Source organism: Kitasatospora sp. NPDC001132 (assembly GCF_053598415.1).
On sequence record NZ_JBSFKF010000002.1, the window covers coordinates 16899 to 43198 of the forward strand.

21 protein-coding genes are annotated in these 26300 nt (G+C 74.3%); 10 read left to right on the plus strand and 11 right to left on the minus strand.

Translation table 11 applies throughout. The features are described 5' to 3' along the window. Positions 1 to 67: 67 nt before the first annotated feature. On the minus strand, positions 68 to 1411 hold the full coding sequence (locus ACWDBE_RS02310; RefSeq protein WP_449806992.1) for a GH1 family beta-glucosidase: 1344 nt from the start codon (positions 1409 to 1411) through the stop codon (positions 68 to 70). A 244-nt stretch (positions 1412 to 1655) separates the two neighbouring features. Further along, positions 1656 to 3212: a sialidase family protein gene (locus ACWDBE_RS02315; RefSeq protein WP_449806993.1), complete on the minus strand. Its 1557-nt coding sequence runs from the start codon at positions 3210 to 3212 to the stop codon at positions 1656 to 1658. A 388-nt stretch (positions 3213 to 3600) separates the two neighbouring features. On the opposite strand from ACWDBE_RS02315, the gene ACWDBE_RS02320 reads away from it, so the two are divergent. Then, a complete protein-coding gene (locus ACWDBE_RS02320; protein ID WP_449787424.1) occupies positions 3601 to 4122 on the plus strand; it encodes a SigE family RNA polymerase sigma factor in 522 nt (173 codons plus the stop codon). Positions 4123 to 4822: 700 nt separating this feature from the next. After that, positions 4823 to 5170, plus strand: a complete 348-nt coding sequence (locus tag ACWDBE_RS02325; protein WP_449787425.1) for a hypothetical protein — start codon at positions 4823 to 4825, stop codon at positions 5168 to 5170. A gap of 155 nt (positions 5171 to 5325) precedes the next feature. Here the strand turns inward: ACWDBE_RS02325 and ACWDBE_RS02330 are convergent, their stop codons facing one another. After that, entirely contained in the window at positions 5326 to 6750 is a 1425-nt protein-coding gene (locus ACWDBE_RS02330) for an MFS transporter (protein WP_449787753.1), read from the minus strand. Between the two features lie 159 nt (positions 6751 to 6909). Here ACWDBE_RS02330 and ACWDBE_RS02335 point away from each other — a divergent pair, with 159 nt between their 5' ends. Next, positions 6910 to 7335, plus strand: a complete 426-nt coding sequence (locus tag ACWDBE_RS02335) for a winged helix-turn-helix transcriptional regulator (protein ID WP_392875880.1) — start codon at positions 6910 to 6912, stop codon at positions 7333 to 7335. A gap of 120 nt (positions 7336 to 7455) precedes the next feature. On the opposite strand, the gene ACWDBE_RS02340 is transcribed toward ACWDBE_RS02335, so the two are convergent. Beyond that, a complete protein-coding gene (locus ACWDBE_RS02340) occupies positions 7456 to 8649 on the minus strand; it encodes an MFS transporter (RefSeq protein WP_449787754.1) in 1194 nt (397 codons plus the stop codon). Positions 8650 to 8859: 210 nt separating this feature from the next. Here ACWDBE_RS02340 and ACWDBE_RS02345 point away from each other — a divergent pair, with 210 nt between their 5' ends. Together ACWDBE_RS02345 and ACWDBE_RS02350 are read left to right on the plus strand one after the other, a co-directional pair. Further along, positions 8860 to 9018 carry a hypothetical protein gene (locus tag ACWDBE_RS02345; protein WP_449787426.1) on the plus strand — a complete coding sequence of 53 codons (159 nt, stop codon included), beginning with the start codon at positions 8860 to 8862 and terminating at the stop codon, positions 9016 to 9018. Positions 9019 to 9239: 221 nt separating this feature from the next. After that, positions 9240 to 10016 (plus strand): hypothetical protein, encoded by a 777-nt coding sequence (locus ACWDBE_RS02350; RefSeq protein ID WP_449787427.1) that lies wholly within the window; start codon positions 9240 to 9242, stop codon positions 10014 to 10016. Between the two features lie 422 nt (positions 10017 to 10438). Here ACWDBE_RS02350 and ACWDBE_RS02355 read toward each other — a convergent pair whose 3' ends face one another. Then, positions 10439 to 11062 carry a LysE/ArgO family amino acid transporter gene (locus ACWDBE_RS02355; RefSeq protein ID WP_449787428.1) on the minus strand — a complete coding sequence of 208 codons (624 nt, stop codon included), beginning with the start codon at positions 11060 to 11062 and terminating at the stop codon, positions 10439 to 10441. A 69-nt stretch (positions 11063 to 11131) separates the two neighbouring features. Between ACWDBE_RS02355 and ACWDBE_RS02360 the strand changes: the two genes are divergently transcribed. Together ACWDBE_RS02360 and ACWDBE_RS02365 are read left to right on the plus strand one after the other, a co-directional pair. Beyond that, positions 11132 to 12049, plus strand: a complete 918-nt coding sequence (locus ACWDBE_RS02360; protein ID WP_449787429.1) for a LysR family transcriptional regulator ArgP — start codon at positions 11132 to 11134, stop codon at positions 12047 to 12049. Between the two features lie 319 nt (positions 12050 to 12368). Continuing rightward, on the plus strand, positions 12369 to 14459 hold the full coding sequence (locus ACWDBE_RS02365; RefSeq protein ID WP_449806994.1) for a HelD family protein: 2091 nt from the start codon (positions 12369 to 12371) through the stop codon (positions 14457 to 14459). 99 nt (positions 14460 to 14558) lie between these two features. Here ACWDBE_RS02365 and ACWDBE_RS02370 read toward each other — a convergent pair whose 3' ends face one another. Next, positions 14559 to 14741, minus strand: a complete 183-nt coding sequence (locus ACWDBE_RS02370; RefSeq protein WP_449787431.1) for a hypothetical protein — start codon at positions 14739 to 14741, stop codon at positions 14559 to 14561. Positions 14742 to 15082: 341 nt separating this feature from the next. Here ACWDBE_RS02370 and ACWDBE_RS02375 point away from each other — a divergent pair, with 341 nt between their 5' ends. Then, positions 15083 to 15940 carry an ABC transporter ATP-binding protein gene (locus ACWDBE_RS02375; protein WP_449806995.1) on the plus strand — a complete coding sequence of 286 codons (858 nt, stop codon included), beginning with the start codon at positions 15083 to 15085 and terminating at the stop codon, positions 15938 to 15940. Next, positions 15937 to 18546 carry an ABC transporter permease gene (locus tag ACWDBE_RS02380; protein WP_449806996.1) on the plus strand — a complete coding sequence of 870 codons (2610 nt, stop codon included), beginning with the start codon at positions 15937 to 15939 and terminating at the stop codon, positions 18544 to 18546. The genes ACWDBE_RS02375 and ACWDBE_RS02380 overlap by 4 nt, the downstream gene beginning before the upstream one ends. Positions 18547 to 18590: 44 nt before the next feature. Here the strand turns inward: ACWDBE_RS02380 and ACWDBE_RS02385 are convergent, their stop codons facing one another. The 3 genes from ACWDBE_RS02385 to ACWDBE_RS02395 form a co-directional block, all read right to left on the minus strand. Beyond that, positions 18591 to 19013 carry a hypothetical protein gene (locus tag ACWDBE_RS02385; protein ID WP_449806997.1) on the minus strand — a complete coding sequence of 141 codons (423 nt, stop codon included), beginning with the start codon at positions 19011 to 19013 and terminating at the stop codon, positions 18591 to 18593. A 166-nt stretch (positions 19014 to 19179) separates the two neighbouring features. Then, the gene (locus tag ACWDBE_RS02390; RefSeq protein ID WP_449787435.1) at positions 19180 to 19959 is read right to left on the minus strand and encodes a response regulator transcription factor; all 780 of its coding nucleotides are present in this window, start codon (positions 19957 to 19959) and stop codon (positions 19180 to 19182) included. A 181-nt stretch (positions 19960 to 20140) separates the two neighbouring features. Next, entirely contained in the window at positions 20141 to 21685 is a 1545-nt protein-coding gene (locus ACWDBE_RS02395) for an FAD-dependent monooxygenase (RefSeq protein WP_449806998.1), read from the minus strand. A gap of 58 nt (positions 21686 to 21743) precedes the next feature. On the opposite strand from ACWDBE_RS02395, the gene ACWDBE_RS02400 reads away from it, so the two are divergent. Next, positions 21744 to 22373: a TetR/AcrR family transcriptional regulator C-terminal domain-containing protein gene (locus ACWDBE_RS02400; protein WP_449787437.1), complete on the plus strand. Its 630-nt coding sequence runs from the start codon at positions 21744 to 21746 to the stop codon at positions 22371 to 22373. Between the two features lie 56 nt (positions 22374 to 22429). Here the strand turns inward: ACWDBE_RS02400 and ACWDBE_RS02405 are convergent, their stop codons facing one another. Continuing rightward, positions 22430 to 22849 carry a cyclic-phosphate processing receiver domain-containing protein gene (locus ACWDBE_RS02405; RefSeq protein ID WP_449787438.1) on the minus strand — a complete coding sequence of 140 codons (420 nt, stop codon included), beginning with the start codon at positions 22847 to 22849 and terminating at the stop codon, positions 22430 to 22432. 54 nt (positions 22850 to 22903) lie between these two features. Continuing rightward, complete coding sequence (locus ACWDBE_RS02410; RefSeq protein ID WP_449806999.1) at positions 22904 to 26284, minus strand: S8 family serine peptidase; 3381 nt, start codon at positions 26282 to 26284, stop codon at positions 22904 to 22906. Positions 26285 to 26300 lie beyond the last annotated feature (16 nt).

Below are 26300 nucleotides of genomic sequence, written 5' to 3' on the forward strand. Positions count from 1 at the left end.
GCTGACCGCCCGCACGCGCGCGGGCGGTCAGCGGTGGTGCGCCACGGACCCGGCCGCCGGGTGCCGACTACCGCGTCCGGGAAGCCCGGTGGGCGGCGATCAGGTCCCGGTACCAGGCGTAGGAGGCCCTCGGCGTCCGCTCCTGCGTCGCGAAGTCGACGTGGACGAGGCCGAAGCGCTGGCTGAACAGCCCCTCGGCCCATTCGAAGTTGTCGAGGAGGGACCAGGTGTAGTAGCCGCGGACGTCGACGCCCTCGGCGGCGGCCCGGGCGAGGGCGTCGAGGTGGGCGGCCATGAAGTCGATGCGGGGCTGGTCGGGTTCGACGGACTCCTCGACGGAGCAGCCGTTCTCGGTGATGGTGACGGGTGGGAGGGCCTTGCCGTAGGTGTCGCGGAGGTCGAGGAGGAGGCGGGTGAGGGCGTCGGGGACGACGGGCCAGCCGAAGGCGGTGTGGGGGACGTCGGGGATGTCGACGAGGTCGAAGGGCAGGCCGGGTTCGGTGGGGGCGGCAACGCGGGTGGGGTTGTAGAAGTTGAGGCCGAGGCCGTCCAGGCCGGGTGCGTGGATGAGGTCGAGGTCACCGTCGCGCACGGCGCCGAAGATGTCCTCGAGGACGCCGAGGGCGGAGAGGTCGGGGTAGCGGCCGAGCAGGACGGGATCGGTGAACAGCCGGTTGTGGAGGGCGTCGTAGGCCCGGGCGGCGGCCGCGTCCTCGGCGGCGTCGGAGGCGGGCTCGACGGGGGTGAGGTTGTTGGAGAGCATCACCTCCAGGCCCCGCTCGTGGAGGATCGAGGCGGCCAGACCGTGGCCGAGGAGCTGGTGGTGGGCTGCCGGGAGGGCCTCGAACATCAGGGTGCGGCCGGGGGCGTGGGTGCCCAGGGCGTAGCCGAACACCGTGTGGACGAAGGGCTCGTTGAGGGTGATCCAGGCGGGGACGCGGTCGCCGAGGCGGTCGGTGACGATCCCCGCGTACTCGGCGAAGCGGTACGCGGTGTCGCGGTTGAGCCAGCCGCCGCCGTCCTCCAGGCCCTGCGGGAGGTCCCAGTGGAAGAGGGTCGGCAGCGGCGTGATGCCGGCCTCCGACAACGCGTCCACCAGGCGGTCGTAGAAGGCGAGTCCGGCCGGGTTGACGGCGCCGGCGCCGGTGGGCAGGACTCGGGACCACGAGACGGAGAAGCGGTAGCCGTCCAGCCCGAGGCCCTTCATCAGGGCGATGTCCTCGGGGTAGCGGTGGTAGTGGTCGCAGGCCACCGCGCCGGTGTGGCCGTCGCGGACGGCTCCCGGCCGGGCGGCGAAGGTGTCCCAGACGGAGGGCCCGCGGCCGTCCTCCTCCACCGCCCCCTCGATCTGGTACGCGGCGGTGGCGGCACCCCAGCGGAATCCCGCCGGCAGGTCGTAGCGGTCCGACATGACAGCCTCCTGACGTAAACGTGAGGGTCACTCATGTTACTGGCGCGGAATCGAAACGCCAGAGGGCGAACAGGATGCCCGGCGGGAGCCCTTCCCTCTCGCGTTGCCCCGCAGGACGGCCCAGGGGCGACGGATCACCTACGGTTCGGAGCGCCGGAGGACGTCGACAACTGCCGTGCGGGGAAGGGCCCGTCCTCCCGGCGGGGCGGGAGGACGGGCCCGGTGGAAGGACGGACCGGAGCGGTCAGTGGCGGGTCAGCGGCGGGAGGGGCCGCTCGTGGTCGGGCGAGGTGGAGAGGACCGGGCCGGTGCTCGACGGGGTGGTGCCGGCGCGGACGGGCAGGCCGCCCGGGACGGCGTACATCGCCTCGTCGAAGGCCCGGCCGTCGGCCGGGGCCCTGCCGACCGCGAAGACCGCCACCGCCCTGCCGTCGAGGACGGAGGTGGAGAGGTAGTCGCCGACCATGCTGCCCCCGGTCGTGGCGGCGATCCGGGACAGCGGCATCGGGCCGGCGACGGTCAGCGGTGTGCTCCAGGTGGCGCCGCCGTTGGCGGAGGAGATGTATCCGACCTCCAGCCGGCAGGTGACGTCGGTGCAGTCGGCTTCCGGGTAGAAGTAGTAGTACAACCCGAGCTTGGCGGTGGGGCCGGCAGTGGCGCGGTCGACGCCGAGGCCGGGCAGGAAGTGGTCCGCGCCGCTGGTGGTGGGGTCGATCGGCACCCTGGTCACGGCGGACCAGCTGGTGCCGTCGGGCGAGGTCGCGTAGACGATGTCGTTGGCCGGGCAGCCGGCCCGGAAGCGGCAGTCCTGCCAGGCGACGTAGACCCTGCCGTCGGCGTCGATCTCCGCCGAGGGCAGGCCCTCGCCGTCGCGCAGGCCGCCCGCGACCTCGTGCGCGGAGACGTCCGCGACCAGGACCGTGGAGCCCCAGGACCTGCCGCCGTCGGTGGAGGTGAAGGAGCGGATCGAGGTGGTGTCGGTCGAGAAGGGGACCACGACCGTGCCGTCCGGCCGCACCAGCGGCTGGCCGCCGAGGCCCAGGTTGACGCCGGACGGGGAGGCCGGGGCGGACCATGTGGAACCGCCGTCCCGCGAGACGGACATGACCATCAGGTCATCGGAGGACGGGATGTCGACCTCGATGTAGCAGGTGCCGAAGTATCGGCTGGTCGGAGTGTTGTCGCAGACGATCCACTCCTTGTCGTAGGCCTGGCCGTCGAAGCCGACCGCCGGCACCGGCTCCCGCCAGCTCCGGCCGTCGGCGGAGCGGCTGACGGTCACGCCCACGGGGTTGCGCCCCGAGTCGATGACCAGGCCGGCGACCATCCAGGTGCCGTGCCTGGCGTCGTAGGCGACCGACGGGTCGGAGGCGCGGGCCCAACGGCCGCCCTGCTGGACGGTGAGGCCGGGCAGCATGCCCTGCCGCCAGCTGACGCCGCCGTCCATCGAGGTGCTCCAGCCGAGGCCGGCCGCGCCGCCGTCGACGAACCGCCCGACCTGGAAGGAGGAGACGATCGTGCCGCCCTGGGCGAAGGTGTCGGGCTCCACCTCGGTGGCGTGCTGGCTGCCGGTGTCGGTGAGCGGGTCGGCGCCCACCCGGACCAGGCTCGGCCCGACGGCGGCGGTGTCCGAGGTGGGCGTCGCCGCGACGGCGGCGGCCGGGGTGGTGGCGGCCGGGGTGGCGGCGGCGCTCGCGGCCGCCGGCGCGGTGCTCCAGGCGGCGCCGGCCAGGGCGAGGGCGGCGGCCGCGACGGCGGCGAACGGCCGCCGCCAGGGGGTGGGGGTGCGCGGGTGCTTCATCCGAAGCTCCTTTGCGTGGGGGTGGGAGTACGGACGACGGGCGCGGTCCGGGGGCACGGCGCCCACCCCTGCTGGTGCGTATGGTCAGAGGAGCGCGGCGTCGGACCGAGCGTCCGGGGATGTCCGACGGTGATGGCGGCCGTCCTCCGGACCCGGCCGGAGGAGGGCATGCGGCGGCCGGGGAGCGCCCGGCGGACGAGAAGTGGAGGACCTTCGTGCGGAAGCGCACGTATGGTCGCAAATCGGTAGTGTGAGCCCGGCCATGACATCCCACAAGATGTGTGACCGAACTCACGGAAAATCAGGCCCGGCGCCCATCACGCCGGATCTCCGGGGCGAATACCGGTGGTTTGTCATCCGTTTTCGGCGGCCCGGACGTCCTGGGGACATGAAGCGCGAAGCGATCCGCCCGGGGGGCTCCGGGCCCGACCCGTTCGACGAGTTCGTCGCAGCGCGGTACCAGGCCCTGCTCCGGGGGGCCTACCTGATCACGGGGGACGTCCACGACGCCCGCGACCTGCTGCACGACGCCCTGGCCCAGGTGTATCCGAAACGTTCGGCGATCCGGGACGTGGCGGCGAGCGAGGGGTACGTCCGCAGGACGATGGTCCGCACCCACGTGTCGCGATGGCGGCGGACCAGACGCGAGGTGCTCACCTCCGCGCTGCCGGACGGGCCGGCGGCCCAGGAGACCGAGCGGGACGACGAACTGGCCGCGGCACTGGCCGGGCTGCCGCGACGGCAGCGGGCGGCCGTGGTGCTGCGCTACTACTTGGACCTCCCGGTGGCGCAGGTGGCGGAGGAGCTGGGGTGTTCGGTGCCCACGGCGAAGACTCACCTGGCGCGCGGGATCAAGGCGCTTCGACAGGAGATGGAACCGGTGGAGGAGTTGGTGAGTCGTGAGCGCTGAGGACAGGTTCGAGGAGGAGCTGGTCACCCGGCTCGGAGCGCATGCCGCGGGAATCGGTGGCAGCCCGCCGCTGACCGAGCTGCACGAGGCCGGGCGCCGCCGGGCCCGACGGCAGGCGGTCGTGCGGGGAGTCACGGCGGTGGCGGTGCTGGCCGTCGGAGCGGGGGCGTTGACACAGCTCGTCGGCGGCCTCGGGGCCGGCCGCACGGGCGCGGCCGGGGCGGGCCCGGGCACGACGAGTCCGACACCGAGCGCGACGGCGCCGGGACGCGTGACCGTGATGCTGAACTGCACGAACGGGCCCTCGTCGATGCGGACGCCGGGCTGGCACCAGCACGGCGCCCGGCTGCTGCCGAGTCCGCCGTCGGGCCACCCCTCGGGCGGAACGCCGTCGTCCGGCCTTCCGGCGACGGACCAGCCCTCGTCGGGGATGCCGTCGACCGGCGGCACGACGACCGGGGCCCCGACAACCGGCGGCACGACGACCGGGGCCCCGACAACCGGCGGCCCCACAACCGGGGCCCCGACAACCGGCGGCCCCCCAACCGGGGCCCCGAGCTCCGACGCCCCGTCCAGGCCCGGCTCGCCGTCGACCTGGCCCACGGCCTCGGGCTCGCTGTCACCGTCGTCATCGTCGGTGTCGGCGGATCCGGCGGAGCTCGCCCTGAACCAGGCGGGTCAGGCCATCGAGGGACTGGCGATGACCGACTACCCCGACCAGTACTTCGGCACCTGCCGCGACCGGAGCACGAACACGCTGTACGTGATGCGCGTCCCCGGCAGCGGACTGGACGCCGCCGTGACCCGCATGGCGGCACCCCCGGTGAAGGTGGCGTTCGCCGACGCGGCCGGCTCCCGCGGCCAGCTCATGACGTTCCTGAACCGGATCCGCGCGGACACCGAGGAGTGGCAGGCCAAGGGTGTGGAGATCGAGGGGCTGACGCTCGCCATCGACGGTAGCGGCGTGATCGTCGACACCCCGCAGTGGCAGTCCGCGGCTGCGGACATCAAGGCGAAGTACGGTCCCCTGGTGGCCGAGGTCCGCTGACGGTCGGCGCCGTAACATCCCTTGCCGTCAAGCGACTTGACGCCAGGGACCACAGCACCGGACCACCGGACCACTGCTGACGGCAGGCCCCGCACCCCCACGTGCGGGGCCTGCCGGCGCTGCACCGGTGCCCGGCCTGGCGTCCCGGAGAGGCCTCAGGAGACGAGCGCCTCGTCCTCGCGCGCCCCGGCCACGGGAGCGGCGACGACACGCTTCCGGCCGAGGCCGAAGGCGGTGACGACCGCACCGAGGAGCACCGCGCCCACCGGCACGGCGAGCGCCGCGTGGAAGCCGTCCAGCTTGTCCCGGACGGTGCCGTCGGCCTTGGTGGCGGCCAGGTTGACGGTGGTGACGACGGAGAGGCCGAGCGCCGCACCGAACTGGAACGAGGTGTTGACCAGGCCGCCGGCCAGGCCCTGTTCCTCCTCCTCGATCCCGTCGGTGGCCGCGATGGTGAGCGGGCCGTAGGCGAGCGAGAAGGCCATGCCGGTGAGGATCATGGTCGGGAACATCGCCGCGTAGCTCCAGTCGAGGCCCACCGGCAGGAACAGCGCGTAGGACACCGCGGCCAGCAGGAAGCCGCCGAGGATGACCTTGACGTTGCCGAACCGGTCGACCAGCTTCGGGGTCAGGGTCGGGGCGAGGATCGCGTCGCATCCGACCGCCAGCAGGGCGAGACCGGTCTGCAGCGAGTTCCAGCCGCGCAGGTCCTGCAGGAACAGCGTGACCACGAACTGGAAGCCGAAGAACGAGCCGGCGAAGAGCATCGCCCCGAGGTTGGCGCGCACCAGCGGGCCGGAGCGCAGGATGCCCAGCCGCACCAGCGGGGTGGCCGAGCGCTGCTCGGCGACGACGAACAGCACCAGCAGGAGCAGGCCGCCGCCCAGGATCGCCAGGGTGACCCCCAGCTCGGCGTCGGACTCGCCGAAGCGGACCACCGCGTAGACGAGCAGCAGCATCGCGCCGGTCGCGGTGATCGCGCCCAGGACGTCGAACTTCTCGTTCGGGTCGCGCTGCGGCGGCGCCTCCCGGGGGATCAGCGCCAGAGCCCCGAGCAGGATCGATCCTGCGAGGATCACCGGGGCGAAGAACACCCAGCGCCAGCTGATCCCGGTGAGCAGACCACCGACCACCAGGCCCAGCGAGAAGCCCGCGGCCGCGGTGCCCGCGTAGAGCAGCAGGGCCCGGTTGCGCTGCGGGCCCTCCGCGAAGGAGGTCGTGATGACGGCCAGGCCGGCCGGCGTCATGAAGGCCGCCGACAGACCGGTCACGAAGCGCGCGAGGATCAGGATCCAGCCCTCCGTGGCGAATCCGCCGAGGCCGGAGAAGAGCACGAAGGTGGTCAGCCAGAACAGGAACATCCGCCGCCGGCCCAGAAGGTCGGCGGTGCGGCCGCCCAGCAGCATGAAGCCGGCGTAACCGAGGACGTAGGCGCTCAGCACCCAGCTGAGCGCTCCGGTGGACATGCCCAGGTCGGCGCGGATGGAGGGCAGCGCCACGTTGAGCATCGCGACGTCGATGCCCTCCAGGAAGATGGCGCCGCACAGGACGATCAGTACACCCAGGGATCGGCCGGTGATCCGGCCTGAGTCGCCTTCCGGCGATGCGGTTCGGGTTGACACGGAGTTCTCCTTGCGAGGCGTCACGGAGCCCGGGACCGGACGGCCGGGGTCGGTTCCCGCACGGCCTGCCAGTTCCCTCTTGTAAGCAGTCGCCATCCTGCGGCAGCATGAGGAACCGTGGAAGAAGGCACTTCGAAGTTACCGACGCACTGCACGGATACCGACGGCGACTACGCGGTCCTGCAATGGGACACGCGTGAGGACTGCGAAGTCCGCCAGATCCTCGACCGGATCGCCGACAAGTGGTCGCTGCTGGTCATCGCCCTGCTGGACCGGCGCTCCCTGCGCTTCACCGAACTGCGCCGTGAGATCGACGGCATCAGCCAGCGGATGCTCACCGTGACGCTCCGCCAGCTGGAGCGGGACGGCCTGGTCAGCCGCACCGTGCATCCGGTGGTCCCGCCCCGGGTGGACTACGAACTCACCCCGCTCGGGCGCACCCTGCACTCGACGATCCAGTCCCTGGTGGTGTGGACGGAACAGCACCAGAACGAGATCGCCAGGGCCCGTTCCCGTTACGACATCCGGTCCGACGCGCCCTGACTCCCGGCGTCCTCGGTGGCGCCGGCCAGGCCCCGTCCTCGACCGGGCGCGGCTGGTCGGCCCCACCCGCCGAGGGCGGAACCGCCGTACGTCATACGCCGCCCGCCGCCCGCACCCCGATCAGGCGAGGTCGCGCACCCGGCGGATCGGACCGACCAGCAGGATCGCCGGACCGGCCAGGCCGCACACGGCCAGCACCACCAGGGCCGTGCGCGGCCCCCAGGCGGTGGAGGCCGCGCCGGCCAGCAGCGCGCCGACCGGGGTGGCGCCCCAGGAGACGAACCGGACGGTGGCCATCACCCTGGGGAGCAGCTCCGCCGGGGCGTGGGTCTGCCGGTGGGTGCGGGCGACGATGCTGGTGACCACGACGCCCGCCGAGAAGCCCGCGTTGCCGACGGCGAAGACCAGCACCGCCCAGCCCGAACTCGCCGCCGGGAGCAGGAAGGTGAAGAGCGCGGCCACCAGCGCCGCCCACCGCAGGGCGCCGCCGCTGCCGATCCTGGACACCACCCGGGGTGTGAGGGCGGCGCCGGCCAGACTGCCCAGGCCGCCGGTGGCCATCAGGGCGCCGACGGCGGCGGCCGGCGCGTCGAGGGTGTCGATCAGGAACACCGGAGTGAGCGTCATCAGCCCGCCCGCGACGAAGTTGACGACGGCGGCGTCGGCGGCGCACGGCCCGATCACGGGGTGGCGGGTGACGAAGTGCCAGCCCTCGCCGATCTGTTCCCGCATCCCCGCGCCGGCCGGCCGCCCGGCGGGCCGCTCCGCGCGCGGCAGGCTGCGCAGCAGGGCGGCCGAGACCAGGTAGCTGACCGCGTCCAGCACCATCGCGGCCGCACCGCCGACGAGTTGGACCAGGACCCCGCCGAGCGAGGGGCCGGCCAGCTCGGTCGCCGCGCTGCTGCCGGAGAGCAGGCTGTTGCGGGCGGTCAGCTCCTCCTTGGCGACGATCGAGGGCAGGAAGGTGGAGTTGCCGACGTCGAAGACCACGCTCGCCAGCCCGACCAGCAGGGCCACCGCGACCAGGTGCGGCAGTCCGAGCACCCCCAGCGCGGCCGCCACCGGCACCGTGGCCACGGCCAGCGCGCGCACCAGGTCCATCACCACCTGGGTGCCGCGCAGCGGGAGCCGGTGGACCAGGACGCCGGCCGGCAGCCCGACCAGCAGCCAGGCCAGGTACCCGGCGCCGGTGACCAGGCCGACCTGCCAGGCCGTCGCATGCAGGGTGAGCACGGCGATCAGCGGCAGGGCGACGGCGGTCACCTGGTCCCCGAGCCGGCTCACCAGCGATCCGGTCCAGTAGCGCCGGAACACCCCGGCGGACGTGCGGAGTTGCGCCTCCCATCGCGCCTCCCGTTGCGCGTTCCGTTCCGCCCCCGAGCGGTCCGTCGTGACCGCCGTCCGTACCGTCACATCCACCCTCGGTCCCACCCCTTCTGTCGCCAACCGGCCCACCCACCGGGTGGGGGGGAGTCCCCGGCACGGCCGACACGCACCCCTGAGTCCGACACCGACCGTGACCGAGTGGCCGAATCCACCGCCCGCGACGCCCGGGCCCACGGCTGCGGCACCCAACGCCCCTACTGGACGGCCGCGTTGGCGGAGTCCGCCACGCGGCGATCGACCCAGCGGGGATCGGCCGAGGACGCACCCACCCTGATCGACGGGCTCCTCGCACACTGACGGCAGGCCGTCACCGGCCCCGCTCCGACGCACCGGGCGTCCGCACAGCCGCCCGGGTCCTGACGCGTCCCTGCCCAACTCTCCCGACACTCACACCCCAGGCGTCGACAACACTCGGCAGGACCGGGCCCCGGACAGAGCGGTTGCACCGCCGTCCGACAGGATGGGGTGGGTCAGCGAACGGAAGCGGAAGCGGAAACGGAAGCGGAGGAGGAAAGCCGATGTCGAGGTACGACATGCTCGTCGTCCTGCCACCGATGGCGCCCGAGCGGTACCGCAAGGCCCTGATCGCCGCCCTCGCGCCGTACCACAGCGAGCTCGAAGTGCCCCCGTACCGGGACTACGAGCCGGCGGACCCGAACAGCGCGTACTGGGTGCGGGCGAACAAGGAGCGCGGCATCCTGCCGGACCGGGACCGCCTCGGCTGGGCCGAGGTCGCCGACGTGATGAACTCCCGGACCGGACGAACCCCCGGTGACGACGGCTATCTTCACGTCGACGGGACCGGGCGCGGATACTTCCTCAGCACCCGCAATCCCCGCGGCGAGTGGGACGGCCTGTCCCTGCGCATCGAGGGCCCGCGCCTGCTGCACCGGCCCGACGCCATCGCGGACCCGCGACTGGTCAAGCACCTCTACGCCGAACCGCCCCAGGGCCGCGACCTGCTCGGCGGCCTTCCCAACCGGTGCGACGGCGGCCCGCGCGGACTGCTCGACTTCGAAGCGCTGCGTGCCGCACACGAACGCCTCGCCGCGGCCCGGCACGACGCGTGGGCCGCGGGCGGCGACGAGCCGTGCGACTGGCCGTTCCGGTTCACCGAGGACCGGGCCCGGAACATCGCACGGGCCCGCGCCACCGCGGTGCCCGGCCACGCGCTGCTGCGGCTCGACGGCTCGTGGGCCGACCACGACGACGCCGGCTACCTGCCGGACGCCAACGCCTACCTGGACGCCCTGGCCCCGGAAGCCGTCGTCCTGGACGTGTACTGCCACTGCTGACGGGACGCCGGGGCGGCGGGCCCGGAACCCGAAACCCGCCGGACCCCGGTCGGATCGGAGTTCAGGACCGCTACGCGATGGGGCCGATCAGCCGGTTCTCCTGCCCGGCGACGGGGCACGCCGCCCCGTCAGGACTTTCGGCGCACGTTAGGTCGAAAATGAACGGCGCGACAATTGCTTTCCGGGAAAATCACGCCTTCGATGGAAGAACGCGCCATGAACGCATGATCTGCGCGCGCGAGGATAGGGCAGCACGGCGCCGTGCCGGTCGACGCGGACGACTCGGCTGAGCCGCCCGGGCTCTCCTCGGGGTCGCCGTCGGTGGGGTCGCCGTCGGTGATGACGCCGCCGTTGCCGAAGCCGATCCACCGGGAGATGCCGCCGAAGGCCCCGGTCCGACGGCCAGGGCGCCTCGGACCGCCCTACGCCCCGGCGACGAGCATCCCGCCCATCACCAGCATGGTCACGGCGACCAGCCCGTCCAGCACCCGCCAGGCCTTCGGCCGGGACAGGACGCCGGTCAGCAGCCGGGCGCCGAAGCCCAGGGCGGCGAACCAGCACAGGCTGGCCAGCGCCGCGCCCGCGCCGAAGGCCCAGCGCAGGTCGCCGCGGTCGGAGGCGAGCGAGCCCAGCAGGAGCACGGTGTCGAGGTACACGTGCGGGTTCAGCCAGGTCATGGCGAGGCAGGTCAGGACCGCTCGCCGGACGGAACCCGTCTCCGGTCCGCCTCCGGTGAGCGCGGCCGCCGGATCCGGGCGCAGCACCCGTCGGGCCGCCAGGAAGCCGTAGCAGAGCAGGAACGCCCCGCCGACCAGGCCCACGGCGGTCAGCGCCGCCGGCCAGGCCGTGACCACGGTGCCCACCCCGGTCACGCCGAGCGCGATCAGCGCCGCATCCGAGAGGGCGCAGATGGCGACCACCGCGAGGACGGCGTGCCTGCGCGCGCCCTGGCGCAGGACGAAGGCGTTCTGGGCCCCGATGGCCACGATGAGGGAGAGTCCGGTTCCGAATCCGGCGATCACGGCCGCGATGGTGCTGCTGTTCATGGCCTCGACCGTATGGACGGCGTATCGGTGAGTACAGCTAAAGATTCTTACGTATCCTTAGCGGTAGTTATGGACGAGCTTCCCCTGGACCAGGTCCGGACCCTGCTCGCGGTGGTCGACGAGGGCACCTTCGACGCCGCGGCCGCCGCCCTGCACGTGACCCCCTCGGCCGTCAGCCAGCGCGTCAAGGCCCTGGAACAGCGCACCGGGCGGGTCCTGCTGCTGCGCACCAAGCCGGTACGGCTCACCGAGTCCGGCGAGGTGGTGGTCCGTTTCGCCCGCCAGCTGGCCCGCCTGGAAGGCGACGCCCGCGCCGAACTTGGCCTGGCCGCCGAGCAGGGCCCGGCCCGGGTCCCGATCGCGGTCAACGCCGACTCCCTCGCGACCTGGTTCCTGCCCGCGCTCACCCGGGTGCCGCAGGACCCTCCGATCTGCTTCGAGCTGCACCGGGAGGACGAGGCCCACACCACCGCCCTGCTGCGCGAGGGCCAGGTGATGGCCGCCGTCACCTCCTCGCCCGACCCGGTGGCCGGCTGCACCGCGCGGCGGCTCGGGCTGGCCCGCTACCTGGCCGTGGCCACACCGGAGTTCGCGGCCCGGCAGCTCACCGGGGACCTGGCCGAGGACCTGTGTCACGCCCCCACCGTGGTCTTCGACCGGCGCGACGAGCTCCAGGACGAGTTCGTCCGGTCCCTCACCGGGGGGCGCTCGGGCGCCGGGCGGATCCGCCACCTGGTGCCCGCCTCGGACGGGTTCCGGGACGCGGTGGCCGCCGGTTTCGGCTGGGGCCTCGTGCCCGAACCGCAGGCCGAGCCGCTGCTGCGGTCCGGCCGACTGGTGGAACTGGCGCCCGGTCGGCCCATGGACGTCGCCCTGTACTGGCAGCAGTGGAAGCTGGATTCGCCCGCCCTGTCCACGGTCGCCGAGGTCGTCGCGACGGCCGCCGCCGAGGCCCTGCTGGCCGAACCCACCCGCCGCCGGCCATAGCCGGCCCTGGATGCACGGCGCACGGCGCACGGCCAGGCCGCTGCCGGTGGCGGCCGCGCGCCCGCGCGCAGAGGGCCGAGGGCCGCGAGGCGGACTGCCACCGGGCTGCGACGAGGAGCGGCACAAAAGGGAGTGACACCGGAAGCGCGTTGACGCGCAACGGATCCACGGCGGCCCGGCGGGCGCGCGGCCGTTCCCGGAATTCCCCGGAAATCCGCACCGCCGGAAATCGAAGGCCACATCAGTGCCGGAAAATCAACATTTACTTTCCCGGAATCGCTCTGCATAGTGGTGGGTCGAATCGAGAGGGGGCTCTTCCTTGTCGCAGATCCACGGCAACGCCGCACAGCAGGTGGAGCTGGAACGGGTGCAGGTGTCCGTCATCGGCGAGCTGTTCGACGAGCGGCTCGCCGGGGCCCGGGCGCAGCTGGGCCGGGTGCTCGCGTCGGCGGCCGGCAGTGCGGGCGAGGTGTACGAGCGGGAGGTGGCGGCCGGGCGGCTGGCGGGCGAGGTGCGCCGGCTGGAGGGCGCCGAGGGAGGGCTGGTCTTCGGCCGGATCGACCTCGCGGACGGGACGGTGCTCCGGATCGGTCGGCTGGGCCTGCAACGGGACGAGGACGAGCTGCCGCTGCTGGTGGACTGGCGGGCGGAGGCGGCACGGGCCTTCTACGAGGCGACGCCGGTGCACCGGATGGGGCTGCGCCGGCGCCGTCATCTGAGCCTGGCAGGCCGCACGGTGGTCGGGGTGAGTGACGAACTGCTGGACGGCTCGGAGCCGACCCGCGGGGACGTCGTCGGTGACGGCCCGTTGGCGGCGGCGCTGCAGGAGCGGCGCACGGGTCGGATGGGTACGGCGGTCGCCACGCTCCAGGTGGAGCAGGACGCGATCGTCCGGTCGTCGCACCGCGGGGTGACGGTGGTGCAGGGCGGGCCGGGCACCGGGAAGACGGTGGTGGCGCTGCACCGCGCCGCGTACGTGCTGTACGCGTTCCCGAAGGCGGCCGAGCGCGGCGTGCTGGTCCTGGGGCCGAACGCGCGCTTCCTGGACTACGTCTCCCAGGTGCTGCCCTCGCTCGGGGAGAACGACGTCGTCCTGGCGACGTGTGCGGAGCTGGCCGGTGTCCGGCCGGGTGCCGTGGACGGGTTCGGGGTGGCGCGTCTGAAGGGCGGTGCCGAACTGGCCGACGCGCTGGTTGGGTCGGTCCGCGCGCGGCAGGCGCCCTGCGGGGACTTCACCGTCCGGGTCGGGCAGGAGTGGGTCCGCCTGGCGGAGGGAGAGGTCGCCGGGGCGCGCGAGGCGGCGCGGGCGAGCGGACTCGCCCACAACCGGGCGCGCCGGCTGTTCCTGGAGCTGCTGGTGGACGCTCTGACCGGCGCGCTGGCCCGCGGCATGGCCGAGGACCTGGAGCGCATCGACGCCGAGGTCGCCCAGCTCACCGGCGTCGACTTCGACAAGATGGCGGCCCGGGACCTGCGCAACCTCGGCATCGACGGCGAACCCTCCACCGGGGCCGACGAGTTCGACGCCGACGCCGTCCGGTCCGCGCTCCTGGACGACGCGTACGTGGACCGGGCCGTCGAGGAGCTCTGGCCGCGGCTGGTGCCCGGCGGGGTCATCGACGCCCTGCTGGCGGACGCCGACGCACTCGCCGAGTACCTGCCGCACCTCACCGACGACGAGCGGGCGTCGCTGCTGCGCTCCCCCGGCGCGCCGTGGACCGAGGCCGACGTGCCGCTCCTCGACGAGGCGGCGAGCCTGGTCGACGGGCCGCCCGAGCAGGACTTCGGGCATGTCGTCGTCGACGAGGCGCAGGAGCTGACGGCCATGCAGTGGCGGATGATCGTGCGCCGGTGCCCGGGGCGGTCGATGACGCTGGTCGGTGACTTCGCGCAGGCGGGCCCGGCGGCGACCGCGCGGGACTGGGACGAGGCGCTCGCCCCGCACCTCGGCCGGCGCTTCGACCTGCGGACGCTGACCGTCAGCTACCGGACCACACAGGAGATCCTCGCCACCACCGGGGAGTTGCTCCACCGGATCGCCCCGGCGCAGCCGCCGGTCCGGTCGATCCGGCACGGCGACGAGCCGCGGTCCGTCGCGGTGGCCCCGGAGCGGCTCGTCGGCGAACTCGTCCGCGAGCTGCGGGCGCAGGCCGCCGCGCACCCCGGCGAGCTGCTCGGCGTCGTCTGCGCGGACGGCCGGGTGGCGGAACTGGCGGCCGCCGGAGTCGAGGAGTACGCCCGGCTGGTCCCGGCGTCGGAGGCGCGCGGCCTGGAGTTCGACGAGGCCGTCGTGGTGGACCCGGAGGGGATCGTCGCGGCCCGTCCCGCGGGCGAACGGGACCTGTACGTCGCCCTGACCCGCGCCACCAAGCGGCTGTGCACGGTCGTCGTCCGGGGGTCACGGGCGTAGCGGGACGTCCGGCGCGGCCGGGCCGGGCGGTGACCGTCCGATCCGGTTGATCCGGTTGATCCGGTTGCTCCGGTTGCTCCGATGTGACGAAGCCCGTCGTCACCGTCGTTGCTGCATCGCGCGGTCTTCTGCCGCGCGTCGCTGCCGGTCTGCCCTGTCCTTCGCCGCGTCCTTGCGGGCCTGGGCCGCGTCGGGGGGCTCCACGACGTGATTGCAGTTGCCGCAGACGTAGCCCCCGCGCGGGCCGTAGATGATCTCCGCTCCGCACTGGGCGCAGTTCATGCCCGATACGCCCACCTCCCGAGTGGTGACCTCTCGGGAGGTGGCGTTGGCCGGCGGGGGGACGACGTGCCAGCACGAGCCGCACACGTACCCGCCCAACGGCCCCTCGGTGGCCGGTTTCCTGCACTTGCCGCAGCGCGGAGACTTCATGGCTACCTCTCGGCGGGCTGGACGCTTCGGAGGAACAGCCTAGGGATGTGTTCCGGATGCACCCGGGTGGGGTTAACCCCACCCCTCGTCCGCCAGCAGCCTCCATGGCTCGCGACACCCGCCGTTCCTAGCCTGGGTCACGTCGACGACCAGCGACGATCCGCCGACGATCCGCGAGGGAAGGCACCACCATGGCACGCCGCCACGACCGCTCCGAGTACCGGTCCGAGTACCGGCCGTCCGGGCCGACCGGGCCGACCGGGCCGACCGGGCCGACCGGGCCTTTCGATCCTTCCGGCCGGGCCCGAGTCGCGATCGAGTTACGGGCGGTGCGGCGCAGCTACGGGCGCGGCGGTGAGACGGTGCACGCGCTGCGCGGCATCGACCTGGCGCTGGCGCACGGCACCTTCACCGCCGTGATGGGCCCGTCCGGCTCCGGCAAGAGCACCCTCCTGCAGTGCGCCGCCGGCCTGGACGAGCCGACGTCGGGCGAGGTGTTCCTCGGCGGCGAGGAGATCACCGGCCTGAGCGAGAACCGGCTGACCGAACTGCGGCGCAGCCGGGTCGGGTTCGTGTTCCAGGCGTTCAACCTGCTGCCCTCGCTGACCGTGCTGCAGAACGTGCTGCTGCCACTGCGCCTGGCCGGTGAGCGTCAGGACCGTGACAGGGCGCGGGAGTTGCTCGACCAGGTCGGTCTGGGTGGGCACGCTTCGCGCCGGCCGGGCCAGTTGTCCGGCGGTCAGCAGCAGCGGGTGGCGATCGCGCGTGCGCTGATCACCCGCCCCGACGTGGTGTTCGCGGACGAGCCGACGGGTGCCCTGGACACCCGCACCGCACACGAGGTACTGGGACTGCTGCGGCACGCGGTGGACACGATGGGTGCGACGGTGGTCATGGTGACGCACGATCCGGTGGCGGCCTCGTTCGCCGACTGCGTGGTCTTCCTGGCCGACGGCATCCTCGCGGGCGAGTTGCCCCACCCGGATCCGCAGTCCGTCGCCGACCGGATGGTCACGCTCACCACCGGCCGGGTGGAGACGGCGGCGTGAGCAACGGCCTCGCGCGCGCGTCGGTGCGCTTTCGGCCCGCCTCCTTCGCGGGCACGTTCATCGCCCTGCTCTTCGCCGCGGCGGTCATCATGGCCTGCGGCACCATGCTGCAGACCGGCATCACCGCCACCGTGCCCCCGGTCCGCTACGCGAACGCGCCGGTCGTCGTCGCGGCCGATCCGGACGTCGAGATCGTCCGCAAGACCGGCAAGAAGGAGAAGACCGTCGACCGGCCCGTCTCCGACCGGGCCCGCCTGGATGCCGCCCTGGCCCGGCGCATCGCCGCGCAGCCGGGCGTGGCGGCGGCCCGCGCGGACTCCGCCTTCCCGATCCAGCCGGGCCCTGCGACGCCGGGCCTGACGGGGCGCGGGTACGCGGCGCTCGGCATCGCCGGCGGCGCGGACACCCTGGTCGAGGGCGTCGCCCCCGGCGACGGCGAGGTCGTCCTCGACGCCGCCAGCGCACGCGCCGCCCACCTCGCCCCGGGCGCGAGCCTGAGCCTGGTCGCGCCGGGCGGCAGCGGCACCTACCGGATCTCCGGCCTGGCCGCGCCGCAGAGCGCCGGCCCCACCGCCTGGTTCGCCGACGACACGGCGAGCCGGCTCTCCGGCCACCCCGGCCGCGTCGACGCCGTCGCCGTCCAGCCACGCGAAGGCGTCAGTGCCGGGGACCTCGCCCGGCAACTGCGCGGCGCGCTGCGCGACACCGCCGACCGGAAGGCCGCCGGAGCATCCCAGCCCGCCGCCTCCCCCACCGGGATCAGGGTGGTCACCGGCGACGCCCGCGGATCCGTCGAACAGCCGGCGCTCGGGAACGGCCGGACACTGCTCATCGCGATCGGCGGTTCCTTCGGCGGCACCGCGACCATGACGGCCGTCTTCGTGGTGGTGTCCACCATCGCCCTGGCCATCGGCCAACGAGCGCGCGAGTTCGCCCTGCTGCGCGCCGTCGGCGCGACACCCCGTCAGATCCGCCGCTCCGTCGCCACGGAGGCGGTACTGGTGGCCCCGCTCGCCGGCGTGCTCGGCCTCGTCCCGGGCGTGGCACTGGCCCGCTGGTGGTTCGACGGCCTCGCCTCGCGCGGCGCCGTCCCCCCGGGCGTCGAACTGGACGTCGGCCCGCTCCCCGCGCTCGTCGCCGTCGCCACCTGCCTGCTCGCCGCACTGGCCGCCGGCTACCTCGCCGCCCGGCGGCCCTCCAACCTGCGGCCCGGCCAGGCGCTCGGCGAGGCGTCGGTGCCGGTGGCGCGAACGGGCGTGGTGCGGACCCTCCTCGGGGTGGTGGCCATCGCGGGCGGCGTGGTGCTGACCGCGGTCGCCGCCAACCTGAGCGGCGAGAACGCCGCCAACACCGCGCTCGGCGTGGTCATGTGCTTCCTGCTGGCCATCGCCCTGCTCGGCCCGTGGGTGGCCCGGATCGCCGCCGGAGTACTCGGCCTGCCGCTGCGGGCCGGCGCGGGCGGCGCCGGCGGATCACTGGCCGCCGACAACGCCCGCGCCAACGCCCGCCGACTGACCTCCGCCCTCACCCCCATCGCGATGGTGAGCGCCTTCTGCGGCACCATGCTGTTCATCCAGAGCAGCGTCCAACACGCCACCGGCGAGCAGGTGCGCGAGGGGATCACGGCCGACCACGTGCTCGGCTCCACCGGCCCCGGCCTGCCCGCCACCACCGCCGAACAGGCCGCCCGGGTGCCCGGCGTCGACGCCGCGATCGGGCTGCTGCGCACCGGCGCCGTCTACCGCTCCGACGGCAAGCTCCGCTCCGCCAACGCCCTCGGCGTCTCCGGCGACCCGGCGAAGCTGCCCCGGGTCCTCGACCTGGGAGTGCGAACCGGTTCGCTCGCCGACCTCGCCCGGGGCACCGACACCGTCGCCCTCGACACCGCCCTCGCCGACAAGCTCGGCCTCAAGGCCGGCGACCGCGCCTTCTTCTGGCTCGGCGACGGCACCCAGGCTCAGCTGACGGTCGTCGCCACGTACGAACGCGGGCTCGGCTTCGGCCAGTTGATCCTGCCCCAGGCGGCCGTCGCCACCCACGCCGCCGTCGCCTACGACAGCCAGGTCCTGGTCGCGGACACCCCCGGCACCGACCGCGCCGACATCGCCGCCCGGCTGGCGAACCTCTCCGCCGACGCCTCCGGCACCACCACCGCCACTCCCGGCGCACTCACCGTGGCCGACCGCGCCGGATACCTCGCCCAGACCGACCGCAGGCGCGCAGCCGGCGACTGGGCGAACTCCGTGATGGCGGGCGTCCTCGGCGGCTTCGCGGCGATCACCGCCGCCAACACCCTGGTGATGACCGTCCTCGACCGCCGCCGCGAAGTGGCCCTGCTGCGCCTCACCGGCGCCACCCGCCGCCAGGTGCGCGGCATGATGCGCTGGGAGGCCCTGCTCGTGGCCGCGGCCGGACTGCTGCTGGGCGGCGCGATCGCCTGGATCACCCTCGTCCCGATCGCCCGCGGCCTCGCCGGCACCGCACCGTACGTCCCGCCGGGCACCGCCCTGACCCTGGCCGCCGCGGCCGTCGCACTCTGCCTCGCCGCGACCGCCCTGCCGACCCGGGCCCTGCTGCGCACCCGTCCGCTCGCGGCGGACGGCTGAACCACGTCCGGGTCGGGCCTCGCCAGTGCCCGGGTCACGTGTCCTCAGTCATCGGTGTGCCGAACGAACATGTTCCGCCAGCGCTGACTGAGGACATGGCGTTTGCCCGCCGCCAACGGCGCAAGTGCCTTGCGAGCGGCGCGGATGTCCTGGTCCCGCCCACTCCAGCTGCGAGTCGACGACGCGTCGCTACGGCGATAGACAGCGGAAACGGTGTTCCACTGCCGAAAGCCCAGAACCTTTGCGAGTGCCACCCGGTTCTCCGCCCACGCCCGCGCAGTCGGACGCGCCTGGTGACCAGCCGCACCGACGCTTCCTGTTTCCAGGCGAGCCAGGTCGTCGTCGACGAGGCGGGCACCTACGAGGCCATCGGCCAGTTCCTGACGGATCGTCGCGAGCCATCCCCACAGAGTGGAGATCAGCCCGCCGACCACGACGCCGATCAGACCGAACCACGCAGCATCCACGCGGCGATGGTACGTCAATTGGTCCTGGTTCTGGCGCATTTGGACCGCCGACCGGGCCGCCGGTAGCGGGCCCGGGGGAGAACTCCTCCAAGCCGGCGGCGCCCGAGCCGACCCGCAGGCCGGCTACGCGTCGAGCGGGATGGTGGCGACGGTGTCCCAGTCCGCGTCAGCGGGAGCAGCCGATTCCCCAGGCGGCGGCCCGGGCGGCGGCGGCCGCACGGTTGGGGAGGTCGAGCTTGGCGAGGATGTGCTCGATGTGGGTCCCCACGGTGCGGGGCGTGACGTACAGCCGTTCGGCGATCTCCCGGTTGGTGCGGCCGGCCGTCAGTTCGGCCAGGACCTGCAGCTCGCGCGGCGAGAGCCCACCGGGCCGGGACGAGGCGCCCTGGCCGGGAACGGCTGCCCCGGCGGCCTCCTCGGACCGCGGGCCCGCGTGGGGGGCGACGGCCGCGGCGAGCGCCTCACTGAGCAGGGTGACCACGGCCCGCGCGGGATCGGGCGCTGACCGCGGCCGTCGGGTGCTCACGTTCAGCACCCCGACGTACCGGCCGTCGACGGCGAAGAGGCACTGGGCCACCCCGTCCGCTATGCCGAGCGGGCGCAGCACCTCCCGGAAGCCCGGGGAGGCGGCCAGGAGCCGTCCGGGGACGTCCCCGAGCCAGAGGCCGCCCCTGGCCGGGCTGCGGAGCACGGGGAACACCGGGTCGTGGTGGAGCCGCGTCTCGATGTACGCGGTGGCGTCGTCCGGGTAGCTCCCGGCCAGGGTGGTGTGGCAGCCGCGCAGCGGATCCCACCGGGCCAGCGAGGCGTGGTCGTACTCCATCACCCCCGACAGCGCCGCCAGGACCGCGTCGAGGCCGGTCGTGCCGGCCGCCGCACCCCTGGCGGCCTCGCGGACGCCGACGGCCGCGTCCAGGATCTCCGCCACGCTCCGCTCCGCTGCCATCGTCCCAGGATGATCATGTGCCCGGAATGCGTCAAACGCGCGCCCGGACCGCGACTCGCCGCGCCGGCCCCGCGGGGCGTGCCGGAGGCACCGCAGCAGGTGATGCGGCAGCTCCGGCCGTGTCGATCAGCCGGAGGACCGGGCGCCGGACGTGCCGCGGCGGGCGTCCTCCCTTCCGCTCCTAGCGGCGGGCGAGCGTCGCCGCGACGGCGGTGCGGGCGGGTTCGCGGGGGTCGGGGTCGGTGGAGAGCCAGGCGAGGTGGCCGTCGGGGCGGACGAGGGCGGCGGTGACCCCGGACCAGGCGGCGCGGTGGCCTGCGGGACGGCTGCCGGCCGGAGGGGCGGTGTGGACGTCGAGGCCCGGCGTCACGTCGTGGGCCAGCGGCGCGAGCGGCGACGGGGTGTCGGGGGCGGTGGTCAGGTCGAGCAGGACGTAGCGGCCGCGGCGCAGCAGGGGCAGCAGTGTTGTGCCGCCGTGAACGGGGAGGTCGGGGGTGCGGGTCCCGGTGAGCGGGTGGGTGTCGGACGGTTCGGCGGGCGGGTAGTGGACGGCGAGTCCGGAAGCGCGCAGGGCCAGGGCGTCGGAGAACTCCGGTACGTCGCCGATGAGTTCGCTCAGCAGGTCTCGCATGGCGAGGTTCTCCGGGGTGTAGCCGGTCATCAGGCCGGTCTGCGCGCTGGTGCTGCGCAGCAGGTCGGCGCCGACCGGGTGGCGCTCGGTGTGGTAACTGTCGAGCAGGCCGTCGGGGGCGGTGCCGGCGAGGGTCTGGGCGAGCTTCCAGCCGAGGTTGCCGGCGTCCTGGAGTCCGACGTTGAGGCCGGGTCCGCCGGCGGGGAAGTGGGTGTGCGCGGCGTCGCCGGCGAGCAGGACCCGACCGTGGCGGTAGCGCTCGGCCTGGCGGGTGGCGTTGCCGAAGACGGAGATCCAGTGCGGGTCGCGCATGCCGAGGTCGGTGCCGGCGATCCGGCGCACCCGGGTGCGGAGTTCCTCGATGGTGGGGGTCTCGGGCGGCTCCTGGACGCTGTGCGCGTCGTTGCCGACCACCCGGTGGAGGCCGTCGGGCAGGGGGAAGACCATGACGGTGCCGTGCTCGTTGAAGGCGGTGTGCGCGGCGGGCGGCGCGTCGAGCGTGACGTCGGCCATCCAGGCCCACCGGGTGGCGGACGTGCCGGGGAAGCCGATGCCCGCGGCGGTGCGGACGGTGCTGCGGCTGCCGTCGCAGCCGACCAGGTAGGCCGCGCGCAGTTGCCGGTGCCCGGTGGGGGTGTCGACCTGGACGGTCACCGCGTCGTCGTGCCGGGTCAGACCGGTCACCCGGTGCTCGCGCAGCAGGCGGACGCCGACGGCCTCGGCGTGGGCGGCGATGAGTTCCTCGGTGCGGACCTGCGGCAGGACGAGGGTGAACGGATAGGGCGTGTCCAGCCGGGAGAAGTCCATCCGGGTGGTGAGCGCGGCGAAGTGCCCGTTGGGCACCCGCAGTCCTTCGGCCAGGAAGGGCGCCACCAGCCCCCGGGCGGCGAACAGTTCGAGGGTGCGCGGGTGGACGGTGAGGGCGCGGGAGTGCGGGTCGGGCTCGGCCCGGGTCTCCAGCACGGTCACGTCGACGCCGTGGAGCCGCAGCTCGCAGGCGAGCCAGAGCCCGACCGGTCCGCCTCCGGCGATGACGACCCCGGTGGCCTGTTCGGCAGTGGCGGGTGCGGTGGTGGTGTGTGTTCCTTCGGGCATGACGAGACTCCCCTTCTTGGTCGCTGACCAATAGCGATGCCTCCAGTAGACTAGGTCAGTGACCAAGAAGCAAACCCCGGCCGCCCCGCGAACCCGGCTCGACCCCACCGCCGTGGTGCGGGCGGCACTCGAACTGCTCGACGAGAAGGGCGCCGACGCCGTCTCCCTGCGCGGCACGGCCGAACGCCTCGGCGTACGGATGAACACGGTGCTGTGGCACGCCAAGACCAAGGCCCGACTGCTGGAGCTGATGGCCGACGCGATCGTCGCCGGGATCCCGCTCACCGACCTGCCCGCGGCCCCGGACGAGCGGGCGCGCGAACTGGCCCGCCGCTACCGCCGCAGCCTGCTCGCCCACCGCGACGGCGCGGCCGTCGTCGCCGGCACCTACGCCGCCGAGCCCGCGACCCTCGCGTTCGCCGAGCACCTCGTGGCGGCCCTGCTCGACGCCGGACTCGACGAACGCCGGGCCGCCTGGACGTTCTGGAGCATCCAGTACCTGACACTGGGCCTGACCCAGGAGGAGCAGGCACTCGCCACCTCCGGCGAGGAACACACCCTCGGCCCCGCACTCGCCGCCGGCGGCTACCCCGCGCTCGACCGGGTGGTGCCGCACCTGGAGGACACGGCGTTCGACGAACGCTTCGAGTTCGGCCTCGACCAGCTGCTGCTTCCCCGACCCATGTGATCGCACGTCAGGCAGGTTTGACGCCCGGACAAGCCGCCGAGCCGGTAGCGGACTGGCTACGCCACTGCCCGCCGGACGCGGTAGTTCCAGCGCGTGAGTGACCGGACGACGGTTTCGGCGCCGATGGGGTTGGCGCTGTGGACGAAGACGGTTCCGATCCGGAAGGGCCGCCCGTTGAAGGCGGCTTCTTCCATGAGGGTCACCACGGGCATGATGCTGTCGTCGCCGCCGAGATCGTGGTCGAGCCAGAGTTCGTCGACGAAGACGTCGCGATGTTCTTCCAGGAGCCGGACGCCCTCACGGCTGGTGCGGGCGATCCGCGTGACTCCGGGGAGCGGCCGGAGGTCGTCTATGCCGAGGATGACGGGCGTCGGTACGACTGGATCCTCTTTCATCTGATCATCATCGCAGTAGAGCGGCCGCCAGAGTTGCGGGAATACCGCACCTGGCTCCCGCCTCCCCACGAAGGCGGCCACGCCCCCCGCCACGCCGGTGGCCCGCGGGATCGCCCGCGGGCCACCGGCGGGCCGTCAGGGTGCCAGGCGGTAGGCGCGCAGCACGGTCTGCTCGACGGTGGAGCCGTCGGCGGCGCGTGCGGTGGCCTTGAGCGAGACGAAGCCGCCGGCGCCCTGCGGCGGGTCGACGGTGACGCGGTAGCCGCCGTCGGCCGGGGCGACGGGGGCGTCCTGCCAGGTGGCGCCGTCGTCGAAGGAGACCCGCACACTCAGGCTCGCGGTGGCCGAGGCCGGGGCGCCCTTCTGCCGTTCGACGGCGGCGAGCAGGGTGTGCTGCCGGCGCGGCGTCTGGTTGTCCGGGTCGACGGGGGCGGTGAAGCGGACGGTGTCGACCGGCAGCGCCGTGCTGCCGGTCCGGCCGTCGGGCCCGGGGGCGACGGCCGCCGAGCGGAAGGTCCAGACGGCCTCGACGGTGCCGGACAGCATCGCCCAGGGTTCGGCCCGTACGGCCTTGGCGGTCAGCCGGTAGGAAGCGTCGCCGGCCGGCACGGCGAAGCGGGCCTGTTCCTGGTCGCTGCCGCCGACGCGCTGCCCGTCGCGTTCCAGTTCGAGGCGGACGGTGTCGTCGAGCATGCGCGGCCACGGGGAGCCGAAGTGGCCGGCGGAGGCGTCGCTGAACAGCTGCGGGGCCACGGTGAGGTAGCCGTCGCTGGTGCGGGCCATGGTGGCGCCGCCCTTGTCCGGGGCCAGGCCCGGGCCGATGACGGCGGCGTTCCAGCGTTCCGCGCAGGTCGCGCCGGCGGCGCAGCGCACCGTGCCGCTCTGGCTGGTGGCACTGGGGACCATCTCGCCGCCGGGGCCGGCGGTCTGGCCGAAGGTCGTCTCGCGGAACTGGTCCTTCACGGTGAAGTACTCGGTGCGGGTGGCCGGCAGCGCGAAGTTGGGCTGGCCGATGCTGAAGAGGCCGAGGCCGCCGGCGGACGCGAAGCTGCTGAAGTCGCCCGCGGTGCCCGGGCCCTGGGCGAAGTAGCGGGTGTTGAGGGTGGCGAGTTCACCGGCCTTGACGGTCAGGGCCGGGTCGGGCAGTCCGCCGGTGGTGTGCACCAGCAGGTCGTAGCGGTCCGGCAGTCGGCCGTTCTGCGCGGCCGGGCCCTCCTGGATGCTCTGCGTGACGAAGTCGAGCCGGCCGGTGGTGGGCCGGGCGGTGGGGACGACGTACAGGTTGCCGGGCCGGGCCAGGACGGCGAAGGAGTCCGCGCAGTCGCCCTCGGGGGCGCTCCCGGTTGCGCGGTGGCAGTAGCCCGCGGCGAGCGACCAGCCGGTGGTGGCGCGGCCGGGGACGGTGACGGTCAGCTGCCGGCCCTCGCGGGCGTCGACGGCGAGCCGGGTGTCTCCGCGCAGCTCCAGCTCGGGCTGCAGGAACAGCGTCGAGGTGCGGCTCGCGGTGCCCGAGGCGGGGGTGACCAGCTCTCCGCCGAGGTTGTAGCGGCCCTCGGGCACCCGCGCGGTGGCCGTGCCGCCGGTGAACCGCAGCTGGAAGGTCTCTCGGGTGTCCAGGTTGACGAGGTTGACCGTCGACGAGGTGTTCCAGGTGCCCGGCCCGATCGGCGCCCCGTTGCGGTCGACGGCCGTGACGGTGACGTCGTGCCGCACGGCCTCGCGGGTGAGCGCGTAGGCGGTGGTGACGGCGGCCCCGCCGGGCCCGGTCGCCCGCACCCGCCCGGTCAGCGACGCCCCCGAGGGGACGCGGGCCGGATCGACGGTCACGGTGGCCGACGCCGTCGCGCCCGCGGGCACCGTCAGGCGGGAGGGGGAGACGGTGAACGCGCCGGCCGCCGCGGTGGTCTCGACGGCCAGGTCCAGGGTGACCGGCGTCCCGCCGTCGTTGCGGTACTCGACCGTACGGGTCAGCGGCGCGCCGCCGGGCGGGCCCTCCAGGTGGATCCCGGTGCCCTCGGCGGTGGCGGACACCTCCTGGGCGGTGGCCCGGGCGAGGTCGACGCGCCCGGCGCCCTGCTCGTACGCGCCCTGGCCGGCGGCCGGCGCCGCGGAGGAGGTGAGCGCGGCCTTGAGCTGCGCGCCCTTCCACTGCGGGTGCTGCTGGGCGAGCAGGGCCGCGGCCCCGGCCACGTGCGGGGCCGCCATGGAGGTGCCGGAGATGGCCGTGTACCGGTCGCCGACCGGTTCCTGACCGTTCGTCCCGGCGGCCCGGGCGGCGACGATGCCGACGCCGGGCGCGGTGAGGTCCGGCTTGACGGCCTGGTCGCCGACGCGCGGGCCCCGGCTGGAGGACCGGGCGAGCGCGCCGTCCCGGTCGACGGAGCCCACCGTCAGCGCGGCGTCGGCCGACCCGGGGGTGCCGACGGTGCCGGGGCGGCCGCTGTTGCCGGCGGCGGCGACGAACAGGGTGCCGTAGCGGGCGGAGAGCGTGTTGACGGCCTGGGCCATCGGGTCGGTGCCGTCGGTCGGGGGGCCGGTGAGGCTCAGGTTGACGATCGGCGCCCGGGCCGCGGCCCACTCCATGCCCTGGAGCACCCAGGACTCCTGGCCGTTGCCCTCGTCGTCCAGCACCCTGCCGACCAGCAGCTCGGCGTCGGGGGCGACGCCCTTGAACCGGCCGTCGGAGGCGGCCCCGGTGCCGGCGACGATCGAGGCGACATGGGTGCCGTGCCCGTCCGGGTCGGCGTTCACCGGCGCGTTGGCGGGTCCGGTGAAGTCGGAGGTCTCGCCGAGCGAGCCGGCCACGTCGGGGTGGCCGCGGTCGATGCCGCTGTCGAGCACCGCGACCTTGACGCCCTTGCCGGTCCAGCCGGAGTTCCAGGCCTGCGGGGCGCCGATCTGGGCGGTCGAGTGGTCGAGCGCCGCGGTGACCTTGCCGTCCAGCCAGACCTTGTCCACGCCGCCCGCGCCGGCCGCGGCGAGTCCGGCGTCCGGCCGCGCGACCAGCTGCCACAGCTCGCCCGCCCGCGCCTTCGGGGCGCGCAGGGCCGCGCCGTGCACGCTCTCCAGCGCGCGCACGGCGGTGGCGCCGGCGGGCGGCGCGGCCGCGGCCAGGCCCGGGGCGCCGGTGTGCTCCGAGCCCAGGATCAGCGGCAGTTCGGCGGTGTGCGCGTCGTCGTAGCCCTGGGCGATCAGCCCGGCGACGTCGAACAGCCGGGGGTCCAGCCGTCCGGAGTCCAGCGGCCCGACCGCGTCCGAGGGGACGAGGTTCAGCGAACCGGGCGCACCGGAGCGCCGGACGAAGGTCACGTCCTCACGCCCCGGCCCTGGCCGCACGCCGGCCAGCGCCACGGCGCCGTCGGCACCGACCCGGGCCGTGACCGTGTCGCCGGTGACCAGGGTGACCTGGACCGGACGGCCCGGCGTCGGCCCGTCCGCCGCCGCGTCGGGCGCCGGGCCGGGATCGGCCCAGGCGGCGGGTGCGGCCAACGAGGCGACCAGCGCCGCGCCCAGCACGGCGGCCGGCCACCGC